Raw genomic sequence first — 13,303 nt, 5'->3', positions numbered from 1 at the left:
AGGTATAGGCCCCGGCGCCCGCCGAGGGGGGTGCGAGAATCCCTGGATGGCGGAAATCATCCAGAAGGACGGTACTTGGACGTTCGACGGCGACACGGTGCGCATCGTGCCGGGCCGGGACAAGGGGGTGGGCCTGCTGCGCCAGACCCTCGGGGAAGTGGCCGTGCCCCTGCGGGCGGTGGCCGGGATCAGCTTCGAACCGGGGCGCAAGGCGGGCCGGCTGCGGCTGAGGCTGCGTGACGGCAGCGACCCGCTGCTCCAGGTGACGGGCGGGCGGCTGCCGGAGTCCTCGGACCCGTACCGGCTCACCGTGGAGGCGGACCGGGGCGGGGTCGCGGAGTACTTCGTCGACGAGGTCCGCAACGCGCTGCTGCTGGAGCAGGTGGAGACCGGGCCGTCCGATACGTACCTGCTGCCGGGCCCCGCCGTGCCCCTCACGGTCGGGGCGGGGGACGGGACGGTCTCCTTCGACGGGGACCGGATCTCCCTTGAGTGGAACTGGAAGACCGAGGAGGCCAAGAGCTCCGGCGGGCCGCGCGGCTTCCGGGTCGCGGAGGTGCGCTCCGTGGAGTGGTTCCCGGCGATGGGGCTGGAGAACGGCTGGCTCCGGTTCATCCTGGCCGGCGCGACGGCCTCGCCTCCGGCGCCCAAGTACGACCCCCACACGGTGGAACTGTTCGGCTTCAAGAAGGATCCGCTGATGGCGCTGGTCGCGGCGGCCGTGGCACTGCGGTTGCCGCACCCGGCGGCCGGCCCGGCCGGCCCCGCCGACGCCGTCCCCGCCCTGGCCGGGGAACCGGGACCCGGGATACCCGGTGCGCTCACCGCTCCGGACCCGCGGGACCCCGCCGCCGATCACGACGCCCTGCTGCGCCGCCTGCGCGAGCTCGGGGACCTGCACCAGTCGGGCATCCTCACGGCTGAGGAGTTCGCGGCGGCCAAGCAGGCCGTTTTGCGGCAATTCTGACCGGATCGATGCATTCCGCTGGTCCAGACCTGAGAGATTCTGCCCGGTTCCGGGCAGGATCTTTGCTTTCCCAGGTCGGAGCCGCCAGTATCTACGGGTGCTCGACCGCCGCCCGTCGCATGACGACCTCATCGACCATCTGGTGCGCAGCACCGCGCTCCAGCGCGGTGAGGCGGCCCGGGTGGTCCTGGACGTACTCGCGTACTTCGACGAGACCACGGAGGAGTTCGTCCGCCGCCGCCACCGCGAGCTGCAGTCCGGCGGCGCGGTGAACGCGGAGATCTTCGAGCGGATCGCGGCCGAACTGCCGCACCGTGCCGTGGCGGCTCCGGAGCTGTCGCTCCGGCAGCTGCGCCGCATCGTCTACGGCTGAGAGCGGCCGCGGCCGCCGCCGCGACCGGGCATGTGAAACGAACTTCAGGAGGGGCAAAACCGTATGTGTGGAATCGTCGGTTACATCGGCAAGCGTGACGTGGCACCGCTGCTGCTCGAAGGCCTGCAGCGACTGGAATACCGCGGATACGACTCCGCGGGCATCGTGGTCAACAGTCCCAAGTCCACCGCCCTGAAGGTCGTCAAGGCCAAGGGCCGGGTCCGCGAGCTGGAATCCCGCGTCCCCAAGCGCTTCGCCGGCACCACCGGCATCGCCCACACCCGCTGGGCCACGCACGGCGCCCCGAGCGACATCAACTCGCACCCGCACCTCGACGCGGAGAACAAGGTCGCCGTCGTCCACAACGGGATCGTGGACAACGCCTCCGAGCTGCGCGCCAAGCTGGAGGCGGACGGCGCCGTCTTCGTGTCCGAGACCGACACCGAGGTCCTCGTCCACCTGATCGCCCGCGCCCAGGCCGACACCCTGGAGGAGAAGGTCCGCGAGGCGCTCAAGGTCGTCGACGGAACCTACGGCATCGCCGTCATGCACGCCGACTTCGCCGACCGCATCGTCGTCGCCCGCAACGGCTCCCCGGTCGTACTGGGCATCGGCGAGAAGGAGATGTTCGTCGCCTCGGACGTCGCCGCGCTGGTCGCCCACACCCGCCAGGTCGTCACCCTCGGGGACGGCGAGATGGCCACCCTGAAGGCCGACGACTTCCGGACCTACACGACGAGCGGTACGACGACCAACGCCACCCCGGAGACCGTGGAGTGGGAGGCCGCCTCGTACGACATGGGCGGCCACGACACCTACATGCACAAGGAGATCTCCGAGCAGCCCGACGCGGTCGACCGCGTGCTGCGCGGCCGGATCGACGACCGCTTCTCCACCGTGCACCTGGGCGGCCTGAACCTGGACCCGCGCGAGGCCCGCTCCATCCGCCGGGTCAAGATCCTGGGCTGCGGCACCTCGTACCACGCGGGTCTCATCGGCGCCGGCCTCATCGAGGGTCTGGCCCGTATCCCCGCGGACGCCGAACCGGCCTCCGAGTTCCGCTACCGCAACCCGGTCGTGGACCCCGACACCCTCTACATCGCGGTCTCGCAGTCCGGTGAGACGTACGACGTGCTGGCGGCGGTGCAGGAGCTCAAGCGCAAGGGCGCCCGCGTGCTCGGCGTGGTCAACGTGGTCGGCTCCGCGATCGCCCGTGAGGCGGACGGCGGCGTCTACGTGCACGCCGGTCCCGAGGTCTGCGTCGTCTCCACCAAGTGCTTCACCAACACGGTCGTGGCCTTCGCGCTGCTGGCCGTGCACCTGGGCCGGATCCGCGACCTGTCGGTCACCGACGGCAAGCGGATCATCGAGGGCCTGCGCAAGCTGCCCGCGCAGATCGCGGAGATCCTCGAAGGCGAGGAGGACATCAAGCGGCTGGCGGCCGAGTACGCCGAGGCCAAGTCGATGATGTTCATCGGCCGTGTGCGCGGCTACCCGGTGGCGCTGGAGGCCTCCCTCAAGCTGAAGGAGATCTCCTACATCCACGCCGAGGCCTACCCGGCTTCCGAGCTCAAGCACGGCCCGCTCGCGCTCATCGAGCCGGCGATGCCGACCATCGCGATCGTCCCGGACGACGACCTGCTGGAGAAGAACCGGGCGGCGCTGGAGGAGATCAAGGCCCGCAGCGGCCGGATCCTCGCCGTCGCCCACCGTGCGCAGGAGAAGGCCGACCACACCATCCTCGTACCCAAGAACGAGGACGAGCTGGACCCGATCCTGATGGGCATCCCGCTCCAGCTGCTGGCCTACCACACCGCCCTGGCGCTGGGCCGGGACATCGACAAGCCGCGCAACCTGGCGAAGTCCGTCACGGTCGAGTAGTCGCCGCCCCCGCACATACGCAACGGCCCTCGGGATCATCCCCCGAGGGCCGTTGCGTATGCGGCCTCAGAGCAGGTGGTCGGCCTTGCCCGCCTTGATGTCCCGGATGAGATTGCGGAGGGCATCGGCGCTGTCGGTGAGGTACTCGCCCTCCCGCCCCGCGACGGCGATGTAACTGTTCCCGTCCGCGTCCATGCCGAAGCGGTAGCAGTTGTTGCCTTCGCCGCAGAAGGCGTCTTCCCAGTCAATGGTGCGCATGGTCCTCCTCAGAGACTGACACGAATCGCGTGGATGAACTCACGTGTGTCCTCCGGGGACAGGGCCGCCTTGCGCATCCACTCCAAGTGGCTCCAATACTTGGCCAACTGAGCCTCGGCGTGCATGAAGCCGGGCCCGTGCGCGGAGTCGAGCTGGACCGTGTCGAGGAGCCTGACGGGGCCCTCGGCGTAGAGGAGGGCATGCCCCGCACCAGGAAAGATCCCATGCTCGACAGGGATCACCCGGAGTGTGATGTGTTCCTGCTCGCCTTGCTCGTTGAGATGCTCGAGCTGCCGCTTCGCCGCCGCGCGTCCCCCGAACTGCATGCGCAGCGCCGCCTCGTGGATGTAACCGACGTACTCAGTCGGGCGTTCGCCCTGAAGGACCCGCTGGCGCCCGCTGCGGTGCGCCACGCGCAGCTCTATCTCCAGCCGGGGCAGTTCGGGAAGAACCGCGCCGAAAATCGCGCGTGCGTAGTCCTCGGTCTGCAGCAGGCCGGGGATATGCACGGTCTGGGCGGTGAGCAGCCGAGTCGCGTGCCACTCCAGTTCCGCGATGTCGAGGAGCCCTGCGGGCAGTTTCCCTCGGTACTCGTCCCACCAACCGCGTTCTCTCGGCTGCGCCATCCCGACAAGTGCCTCTACGTACACATCGTCCGTGCAGCCACAGTTGCTGGCGAGGGTCCGAAGTCTTTCGGCGCTGATCGTGCGCACTCCGGCCTCGATGTTGGAGATCTTGCCCCGGTCCACACCCAGGAGCCCGGCAGCCTCCTCCGGCGTCATGCCCGCCGCCGTGCGCATCCTCCGCAGCTCGGCCCCCAGTCTGGTCTGGCGGTACGTCGGTGTCGTCCTCGGTGGCATGAAGTCCCTTCCGCTCCGGCTGCCCGCAGTCTGCCGTGCATAGCCCCAGCGGTCCACGGTGATGCAATTACCACTCTACAGGTGGCGCGCCAGCCACTCGGTGCCCTACGTTGTGTAACGCAAGGCTCACCCAAGGGAGTTGAAGCGCACCGGTATGCCCTGCCCATTCGCAGGGCCGGACCGACAGGCCACGGCTCCCCCACCGCAAGGAGTCAGCGATGTCCCTGACCGTCACGACCTGCCAGGCGGCGGAGCCCGCCCCCGCCTCGTACGCCCCGCCCTCTCCGTACGCCCTCAGCTACAGCCTCACCCTCCCCGGGGAGCCGTACAGCGCGGCGGTCGCGCGAAGGACGGTCGCGTCGGTACTGCGGACGCACCACCTCGACCCCCTCGTACCGGCCGCCGCCCAGGCCACCGCCGAACTCATGGCCGCCGGCTGGCACAGCAGCCCGGGTACGGACCTCTACCTCTCCGTCCGTTACCGGGACGACTCGCTCCGCCTGATCGTGTACGACGCCCACGGCGCGCACGCCCATCCCCGCCTCGCCGCGCTGTGCGAGGCGCGCCGCCGCTCGAACCTGCGGGTCCTCGCCGCAGTCGTCCGGGACTCGCGGGGCGAGTGGGGGTTCGGTCAGGCCCGCGAACCCGGCGGCGGTACCCGGAGCTGGGCCACGCTCCCGTACCGCGTGGACGCGTAGACACGAAAGCCCCGACGGCGCCCGGCCGGACCGCCGCGTCAACGGGAACCGCCGAAGGGCCCTGGCACGTAACAGCCACGACCCCTCTTCCCAAAAAAAGGGGGGTGAGTGCCCGGCATTCGGGCACTCACCCCCACGGCGTCACCCGACTACTCAGGTGCCGCTGGAAGTGGACGACTGCAGCACCGTGCAGTCGGAGTTCCACCACGGCAGCTCATGCCGGACCTGATCGAGATCGCGGCCCAGGTAGTTCGGTGGCCCTTCAGGAATCCCGTGGGCTTCCAGTAGATAGAAGTCCGCACGGTCTCCACTGACGGATTGCTTTCCGTCAGGGAAGAATTCCAGCTCCATCCGGAATCCGCCATCGGTGGTCCGGGAAGGCCGACTGGACGACACGGTGAATGCCATCAGTTTATGCTGCTGCGGCGCCCCGCTCCAGTGGAACGACTGCAGTCCGCGGACCACAAGGAGGGCGGCATTTCCTGTTCGATACTGCAGCGCGGAGCGCATCTCGAAGAGCAGCGCCGCACGATTCGCCGTCGGACACACCCGGCAATCCAAGAGTTGTGCTTCGTCTAGGGCGTCTTGTTCCTTCAGCGGGTCCCAGCCGATGGGTTCGGGAGCCTGATGGTAATCCTGGGATGTGAAGAGATTCTCTACGATGGTCATGGGATCCGAATGTGCCAGTAGGGGTCGGCCTTGGCCATGTTCGCCGCCCCCGTGAACGGATGGACGACCTGACCGAGCTCGTTGAGATAATTGATATAGCCGTTGGGATACGGATGCGGCCCGCTGGTCACCGGGTCCATGACGCGCACGTACCTGACGGACTTGTGGAATCCGTTAGCCGCAGCTTCGGTTGCCTTGATGTCATAGACCCAGCCCTTCAGGCTGTTGGCCGTCGAAACGGCCTTGCGGCCCTTGGGGAGCCAGAGCTTTTCGCCCTGGGGCCCGACGATGTCGGCGATGAGACACCGACTGTTGTGGACCAGCACCGGGGTGCTGCCCGCCAGTACATAGTACGTGTGCAGGTCGGCAACCGTGAGGTTGTACGTTCGTGCGATCTTTCCGAAGGACCGGTTAGCCGCAACGGTGACGGTGCTTCCATCGATGGCCCTGAGGGTCATTCCGACGCGCAGGTCCGAAGCTTCCACCCATGCCGCCTGGGAAGGTGACCAGAAAGGGTGCTCGTGTGTGGCGGTCAGCTTCGCGGTGCCCTGCGCAGTGGCGACGGTGAGTTCGTTGAAGATCCTGTCGTCGTCGGTGACGATGAGGTCTGTGACGGCGCGTGCTTCCGTCTTCCCGCTTACGGGATCAGTGGCAATGACCGATTCGCCGACCTCGACAGACTCGATGTTCTTCACCGAGTTGTCGGCCATCAGTACCTTGGTGCCCGCCAGGAAGCACTGCGTGCACTTCTGGGCCATCCTCGCGGCCCGGCTGCTGTCTATAGCGCCCTCGACCCCTTCAAGCCCCTTCTTGAGGAGCTTGAGCTTGCCGACAGGAAGGATCGACAGGGCCGCGACGGCGCATTTTCCGAGCGCGGGATTCTTGGCGCATTCCTTGGCGTCATTGAGACCCATGACCTCCCAGACGACCTCCTTCATGACGGGGTCGACACCGGGGAATACGAGTTCAGCGTCGCCGGCCATGGCGGCGTAGGCGCAGGGCGGGAGGTGGTCCCGGTTCATGGGGATGTAGCACTTCGGCTTCTGGTTCTCCGCCTCCCGCTGCTTCTTCCGCTGCTCCGCGGCAAGGCGGCGCGCTTCGGCCAGCTCGGCCTCGCGCTTCTTGACGACCTCCGTCCAAGCCGCCTTGGCGAGCCCGTCGGCCTCCGCGGCGCTCTTCCCGGCCTTCAGCGCATCCGTCCTCGCGGCATCTGCCGATTCCTGCGCGTGATACGCCGAGGTGCGTGCGTACTCCGCGGAGAATTCCGCCTCCGCGGCTGATTCTTGCGCGTTGTCGGCGTCTTGCTGGGCGCGGTTGGAAGCGCTGCGTGCGGTGGTGGCGGACGCCTTGGCCTGTGCGGCGCTCGTCTCGGCGCTGTCGGCGGCCTTGTCGGCGTCGGCTGCGTAGCCCTGGGCCTGGTCGGCGCTCTTCTGGGCCTCGGCGGCGGCCAAGGCGGCGTCCTCGGCCGCGTCGTTGGCGTCGGCGGCGGCCTTGGCGGCGTTCCAGGCGTTGAACCGGGCGGTGGCCGCGATCTTCCGGCCCTCGGCGAGAAGACGTTCGACCTGGGCGATGTGGGTGTAGGCCAGCCGGTCCTTGCGGTCGGCCATGAACTGGCCGACCTGGACGAAGCCGTGCACCTCGTCGGCCGGGGCGTTCAAGGCGATCTTGGCGGCGGCCTTGACTTCGGGTCCGCCGTCGTTGAACAACTGGGTCGAGATCACCCGGTCATCACTCTGCCGGGCCTCGTACTGACCGCTGTTGAGGAACGCGAGCAGAGCCGAGGCGCTGCCGTCCTCCAGGGCCTTCGTGGCTGCCTCCTTGACGCCGGGGCCGCCGTCGTTGGAAATCTTGGTGACCGCAACGCGGTAGTCGGCGTTGGCTGCCTGATGCTGACCGGTCAGGTAGAAGTCACGGATCTGCTCGTCCGTACCCGCCAGCGCCTGGGTGGCGGCGGTGCGCACAGCCTCATAGGGGCTGGCCGTCGCGATGTCGGCGACCTGCTGGCGCATCTCGTCCTTGACGGCCTGGTCCCAGCCGGTCCTCAGGTACGCGATGACGTCGGCGTCGGTGCCGGACAGGGCCACGACTGCGGCGTCCTTGCGCCAGGAGCCGAAGTACTTCATCGCCCGCAGGGCAACCGGGCGTCCCTTGGCAGCGATCGCGGCCTGGTCGGCGCCGGCCTGGTTGGCCTCGGCGGCCAGGGCTTTGGTGTCGTCCACGATCGCCTGGCCGTCGATCACCGTCTCGGAGAGGTCGACGGTGAAGGTATCCGCCGTGGCCTTCTGAGACTTGGCCGCCTCGACAGCCGCATTGGTGCGGGTGGCCAGCTCTTCGGCCTCGGTCTCGCGGGCCAGGCTGAAGGTCTTCTGCGCGGTGTCCGACGCCTTCGTGGCGGCATCGGCGGCGCCCTTGGCTATGTTGGCCTGTTTGGTGGCCTCAGCCGCCTGGCTGGCCGCTTCGCCGGCGTGGTCGGCCGCTTCCTGGGCGGCCTTGGCGGCGTTCCTGGCATGCGTGGCAGCCGAATTGGCCGCATCCCGTGCCTCGTTGGCGGCGGTCGCAGCCTTACGGGCCAGCGACTCGGCCGCGGTGGCGGCCCGGTTCGCCTCGTTCGCGTGGCGGCGGGTCTCCGCGGCGGCAGCTCGGGCCTCGGCCGCGGATCCGCCGGCCGCCTCCGCGTATGCGGCGGCCTGGTCGGCGGCATCGGCCGCCCTGTCGGCATTGCCCTTCGCACTGCGGGAGGCGACGGCCGCATCGGCGGCGGCCAGCGAGGCCTTCCCGGCCTGCTCGGCGGCCTTGGCGGACTTCTCTGCGAGCGCCGCCGCCGCGAGGGCATCCGCCGCCCGGTCGCGGGCGCCCTGGGCCTTGTCCTTGTCCTTGCTCGCGGCGATCGCCGCGTCCGAGGCGCGGGTGGCGGCCTCGGCTGCTGCCGCGGCCGCGTTCGCGGTCTGGGCCGCGGCCAGCGATGCCCGCCGTGCCGAGCGGCTGGCAGCGTTGGCAGCACCGATCGCGGTCTGCGCGGCCTGGGCCGCCGCACGGGCCGCGGAAGCGGCCTGCTTGGACTTCACCGACGCGAGCTTGGCGTCGTCCTTGGCGGCCTCGGTCTCCCTGGCCGCCTTCTCCGCGGCCTCCTGGGCCAGCGCCGAGGAGGCGATCGCCTTGGCCGAGGCCTCCTCCGCGGCATCGGTGGCGGCCTCGGCCTGCTTGCCGGCCCTCTCCGCCTGCGCGGTCAGCTGCGCGATCGTGGCATGTTCCTGGTCACGGTTGCGCGCGACGAACTGGCCGACATCCAGGAACTCGCTGATGTCGGCCGACGTGCCCCGCAGCGCAAGCTGGGCGGCCGCCTTCACGTTGGGGCCACCACTGTTGTAGAGCTTGCTGGCCTCGACCCGCTCGTCGGTCTCCTGCTCCTTGTACTGGCCGACCTCGAGGAACTGCTTGACATCCGCCGGGGTGCCCCGCAGCGCGGCATTGCCCGCGTCCTGCACCCCGGGGCCGCCGAAGTTGACGACCCGGGTGGCGTCCACCCGCTGGTCCTGCTCGTGCGGAGCCTTCCAGCCACCATCCAGGAAAGCCGCTACGTCTTCCGGGGTGCCCAGGAGAGCCTGCTTCGCTGCCGCCCGCACACCCGGACCACCGGAGTTCAGCACACGGGACACGTCGACCCGGTCGTCGATCTGCTGGAGCGCGGGCCGGTCGGTGAGGAACTTCCGGACGTCCTCGTCGGTGCCCAGGAGCGCCTGCTCGGCTGCCTCCTGGACGCCTCTGCCGCCGCTCAGCCAGAAGCCGACGACCATCCCGCGGTCAGGTGGTACGACCTCTTCGGCAATGGCTGGTGAGACTCCCAGCAGCCCGGCCGTGAGTGTTGCGGACACCACAGCCGCACACGCCGCGCTGAAGGGGAGCCTCCCCGCTGAGCTGGTTCGTTGAAGTCTGCGCGTTCGCCCCGGTCGTATGGAGCGCGATGAATGTTTCACCTGACGGTCCTTCTTTGAGTAAGTCAAATTCCACAGAAAGCAACCCATAGGAACAGACATGCACAGTTATGTCCGTTTTTTAATGAATTGCAGGGGAGCGGTCGCGACCGCGAAGTCTCCAAACCCACTGACATTGGGGGTTGTTGCCCCATCCGCGTGGATCTTACATGTGCTTTACTTTCGCCAATCAGCGTGATCAGCTCCAGAATTCGTCTGATTCACATGCCTTCCCCTTGAGAGGAATCCGTGGTGATAACCCCTGCCCGCAAGACGTTTCTAGCGGGCTTGACGGCCGCGCTCGTGGTGGGCCTCGGAGCCACCGCGCTGGCCATACCGCAGGTCGCTCCCGCCGCTCCGCTCGCCGCGGGTGACATACCGGTCGCGGTCGAGGACTTCAACTACCCGGGCGCCGCCAAGCTCCTCGCCGACCGCGGGATCACCCTCAAGCGCGGCGACGGGCACATCGTCCTCACCGAGGGCACCACCCTTGCCGAATGCGACGATCCGTCGAATATCGCGATCGACTCCCGCAAGGGCATCTTCTGCTTCAAGACCAACGCCAAGTCCGGCTTCCTGACCCTTGAGCTGCCCGACACCTTCGGCATCTGGACCCAGGACCACCCGGTGCAGGCGACGCTGACCGCCGACGGCAAGCAGACCGTCGTCAAGGCACCCGCCAACGACAACATCGCGGTCGGCGAGGCCGGCGACACCGGCGTGCGCTCGGTCCTCGTCGAGCTCCGCGTCACCGGCTGACGTACCTCAAGAACAAGGAACCTCAACGTGTCCAACCCACGCTCACGCAGAGCGCTCACCACGACCGCCCTCGCGGCCGCCGTCGTCACCGGTGCGCTCACCGCTCCCTCCGCCCAGGCCGTCTCCGGCACCCCCGGCAGCAGCGGGGACTTCGCATACACGGCCCGCCTGGCCGTCGGCGACTACGACCGCAGCTGCGCAGGCACGCTCGTCGACGCCGAGTGGCTGCTCACTGCCGCAAGTTGCTTCGCCGACGACCCCGCGGCGGGCACTGCCGTGCCGGCCGGTGCGCCGAAGCTGAAGACCACCGCCGTGATCGGCCGTGCCGACCTGACCGGCACCGCGGGCGCCGAGCGCCGCGTGGTGGAGCTGGTCCCGCGGGCCGACCGTAATCTGGTCCTGGCCCGCCTGAACCGCCCGGTCACCAACGTCACCCCGGTCGCCCTCGCGACCAGCGCGCCCGTCGCGGGCGAGGCACTGAAGTTCGCCGGGTACGGGCGCACCAAGACCGAGTGGGCTCCGATGAAGCTGCACTCCGGCGCCTACACCGTGGACTCCGCGGACGCCACCACGGCCGCGGTCACCGGCACGGGCGGCACGGCCGCGTGCGCGGGTGACGCCGGTGGTCCGGTGGTCCGCGGCACGGGCACCACGCCCGCCCTCGCCGCCATCAACCTCCAGTCCTACGGCGCCGGTTGCTTCGGCACCGACCCGGCCGAGACCCGCACCGCCGGTGTCACCGTCCGCGTCGACGACCTGCGTGACTGGGTCAACTCGAAGGTCGGCGCCACCCCCATCACCGACTTCAACGGTGACGGGATCGAGGACATCGCCATTGCCGACCCGAACGCGACCGTGGGCAGTAACGGCGGTGCCGGTCTGGTCCGGGTCGTGTACGGCGGCGGCAAGGGCACCGCCGAGATCAACCAGGACCTCGACTGGATACCCGGCGCCGCCGAGGCGGGCGACTGGTTCGGCGAGAGCCTCGCGACCGTCGACTACAACGAGGACGGCTACACCGACCTGGTCGTCGGCACCCCCGCCGAAGACCTGGGCTCCACCGCCGCCGCGGGCTTCGTCGACGTGCTCTACGGCGCGAGCGGCGGCCTTGGCACCGGGGCCACGAAGAACACGCACCTCGAGCAGGGCCAGGGCACCGGCTCCATCGCCGCGTCGGCCTCCGAAGCGGGCGACCGCATGGGCCACTCCCTCGCCGCCGGCACCACCGCCGAGGGCAAGCCGTGGATCCTGATCGGCGTGCCCGGTGAGGCAGTCGGCTCCCTCGCGAAGGCGGGCATGGCCTTCTACGTGCACGGCAACACCAGCGCCACGCTCCACCAGGACAAGCCGAACGTCCCGGGAGAGGCGGAGGCGAACGACGCCTTCGGTGACAGCGTCACGGGCGACGCCAACTACATAGCCATCGGCGCCCCCGACGAGGCCATCGGCTCCCTCGCCAAGTCCGGCACCGTGGCCGTCTTCAGCCACAAGCTGGACGCCGAGGGCCGGCCCACCGTGATCACGGGCATCGACCAGGACAACGCCGCCGTTTCCGGCTCCGCCGAGGCCGGTGACGAGTTCGGCTCGGCGCTGGCCATGGTCGCGTTCCGCACCTCGGGTGCCATGAGCGCCAACGAGTCGTTCCTCGCGATCGGTTCGCCCGGCGAGGGCGTGAGCGTGAACGAAGTCAACAAGGCCAACTCGGGCCGCGTCGTCCTCATCCGCATCGACGCCGCTGGCAACTGGACCTACGTCCGCGAGTACATGCCCGGCACCGCTGATGACACCGTGAGCGGCACCTCCGAGGCCGACGACCGCTTCGGCGAGACCGTGACCGTCGTGAACACCGCCCCCCGTGCGACGGGATCCACAGCGACGCTGCGCCTCGCGGTCGGCGCGCCCGGCGAGGCCATCGGTACCGCCACCAAGGCGGGCGCGATCTCGACGTTCTCGCTCTTCGGCGCGGCCGGAGACAACGACCGCTGGATCGAGGCCGGCGACGGTGACGGCGTCCCCGGCCCCCCGGGCGCCAACCAGTACCTGGGCCGCAACATGCACTACACCGGCACCAAGCTCTACGTCGGCATGCCCTACGGCCCCGGACTCGGCGCCGTGCACGCCCTGCCCATGTCCAACACCAACGGCGGCACCGTCGCCGCGGTGACCACGTACCAGCCCGGCACAAACGGCCTCCCGGCCGCCGGCGCCCGCTTCGGATACGCGGCGCGGTAGCCACACCGGACGGCGGATACAGCCGCCGCCATCCAGGAGTCCCCGACGGTCCGACGAGACCGTCGGGGACTCCTCTTTGTCGCGGCAGGCCGGGCAGGGCCTGGATCAAGGGCGATGGGTCACATGGACGGCTGCCGCGGCGGCGCCGGCCCGAGTGAGCGACTGCTGTCAGCCACTACCGTCGATGGCCCCCGCAGCGAGCCTCGGGTTCTAGCTAGGAGTCGTCGCAACCCCCAGCTCAAAGGGTGCGATGGAGTTCGAGATCCGCACGGCGCGGACGGTGGCCCAAGGGCGCCGAGCGGGGATCGGCGATGAGCGGCAGCAGCGCATGGACGTAGCCCTGGCTCTGGAGAACGCCGGGCATGACCCGGGGACAGTACACGCGGAAGAGGCGCGTGCGCTGGTACAGCGGGACGTTCGCCTGTTGGAGCCTGCGCAGGCCGGTGCGCTGCGTTCGTCGCCACTCGACGTACATCGGTCGGCGGAGCGTGAAGAGGCGATCAGGTCAGTCGCTTGCTCCACGGCGGCACAAGAGGGCCGGTGGGCTCGGGGACCGCGGTGGATCGCCGCGCGGAGTGATCGGAATGAAAACGTCCAGGGGCGTCACCGAAGGCTTCGGTGACGCCCCTGGATGT

Annotated in this window: 10 protein-coding genes; 6 read left to right on the top strand and 4 right to left on the bottom strand. The window is 69.3% G+C overall.

All coding sequences use genetic code 11. From position 1 onward, the window contains the following. Positions 1–46 precede the first annotated feature (46 nt). The 3 genes from ACWDX7_RS03295 (at position 47) to glmS (ending at position 3,221) form a co-directional block, all read left to right on the top strand. Entirely contained in the window at positions 47–967 is a 921-nt protein-coding gene (locus ACWDX7_RS03295; protein WP_451488489.1) for a DUF4429 domain-containing protein, read from the top strand. Between the two features lie 97 nt (positions 968–1,064). Continuing rightward, entirely contained in the window at positions 1,065–1,340 is a 276-nt protein-coding gene (locus ACWDX7_RS03290; RefSeq protein WP_451488490.1) for a hypothetical protein, read from the top strand. Between the two features lie 63 nt (positions 1,341–1,403). After that, positions 1,404–3,221 (top strand): glutamine--fructose-6-phosphate transaminase (isomerizing), encoded by a 1,818-nt coding sequence (glmS, locus tag ACWDX7_RS03285; RefSeq protein ID WP_451488491.1) that lies wholly within the window; start codon positions 1,404–1,406, stop codon positions 3,219–3,221. A gap of 66 nt (positions 3,222–3,287) precedes the next feature. On the opposite strand, the gene ACWDX7_RS03280 is transcribed toward glmS, so the two are convergent. Beyond that, positions 3,288–3,479, bottom strand: coding sequence for a hypothetical protein (locus ACWDX7_RS03280; protein ID WP_451488492.1), 192 nt, complete (start codon positions 3,477–3,479; stop codon positions 3,288–3,290). An 8-nt stretch (positions 3,480–3,487) separates the two neighbouring features. After that, positions 3,488–4,339 carry a helix-turn-helix domain-containing protein gene (locus ACWDX7_RS03275; protein WP_451488493.1) on the bottom strand — a complete coding sequence of 284 codons (852 nt, stop codon included), beginning with the start codon at positions 4,337–4,339 and terminating at the stop codon, positions 3,488–3,490. A 218-nt stretch (positions 4,340–4,557) separates the two neighbouring features. On the opposite strand from ACWDX7_RS03275, the gene ACWDX7_RS03270 reads away from it, so the two are divergent. Continuing rightward, on the top strand, positions 4,558–5,037 hold the full coding sequence (locus tag ACWDX7_RS03270) for an ATP-binding protein (RefSeq protein ID WP_451488494.1): 480 nt from the start codon (positions 4,558–4,560) through the stop codon (positions 5,035–5,037). Between the two features lie 153 nt (positions 5,038–5,190). On the opposite strand, the gene ACWDX7_RS03265 is transcribed toward ACWDX7_RS03270, so the two are convergent. After that, on the bottom strand, positions 5,191–5,706 hold the full coding sequence (locus tag ACWDX7_RS03265; protein ID WP_451488495.1) for a hypothetical protein: 516 nt from the start codon (positions 5,704–5,706) through the stop codon (positions 5,191–5,193). Then, positions 5,703–9,500, bottom strand: a complete 3,798-nt coding sequence (locus tag ACWDX7_RS03260; RefSeq protein WP_451749500.1) for a polymorphic toxin-type HINT domain-containing protein — start codon at positions 9,498–9,500, stop codon at positions 5,703–5,705. Before ACWDX7_RS03260 ends, ACWDX7_RS03265 begins: the two co-directional genes overlap by 4 nt. A gap of 429 nt (positions 9,501–9,929) precedes the next feature. Here ACWDX7_RS03260 and ACWDX7_RS03255 point away from each other — a divergent pair, with 429 nt between their 5' ends. Together ACWDX7_RS03255 and ACWDX7_RS03250 are read left to right on the top strand one after the other, a co-directional pair. After that, entirely contained in the window at positions 9,930–10,436 is a 507-nt protein-coding gene (locus tag ACWDX7_RS03255) for a hypothetical protein (RefSeq protein ID WP_451488497.1), read from the top strand. Between the two features lie 27 nt (positions 10,437–10,463). Further along, a complete protein-coding gene (locus tag ACWDX7_RS03250) occupies positions 10,464–12,668 on the top strand; it encodes a trypsin-like serine protease (protein WP_451488498.1) in 2,205 nt (734 codons plus the stop codon). Positions 12,669–13,303: the final 635 nt, after the last annotated feature.

Source organism: Streptomyces sp. NPDC003034 (assembly GCF_053591375.1).
Note: the sequence above shows the minus strand (reverse complement) of the source record. Positions and strands in the feature narration are given on the sequence as shown.

Excerpts from the sequence above, each read along its gene's own strand:
- ACWDX7_RS03260 (WP_451749500.1), bottom strand. The coding sequence starts at position 9,500 with ATGGTCGTCGGCTTCTGGCTGAGCGGCGGCAGAGGCGTCCAGGAGGCA.
- ACWDX7_RS03265 (WP_451488495.1), bottom strand. The coding sequence starts at position 5,706 with ATGACCATCGTAGAGAATCTCTTCACATCCCAGGATTACCATCAGGCT.
- glmS (WP_451488491.1), top strand. The coding sequence starts at position 1,404 with ATGTGTGGAATCGTCGGTTACATCGGCAAGCGTGACGTGGCACCGCTG.
- ACWDX7_RS03275 (WP_451488493.1), bottom strand. The coding sequence starts at position 4,339 with ATGCCACCGAGGACGACACCGACGTACCGCCAGACCAGACTGGGGGCC.
- ACWDX7_RS03295 (WP_451488489.1), top strand. The coding sequence starts at position 47 with ATGGCGGAAATCATCCAGAAGGACGGTACTTGGACGTTCGACGGCGAC.
- ACWDX7_RS03270 (WP_451488494.1), top strand. The coding sequence starts at position 4,558 with ATGTCCCTGACCGTCACGACCTGCCAGGCGGCGGAGCCCGCCCCCGCC.
- ACWDX7_RS03280 (WP_451488492.1), bottom strand. The coding sequence starts at position 3,479 with ATGCGCACCATTGACTGGGAAGACGCCTTCTGCGGCGAAGGCAACAAC.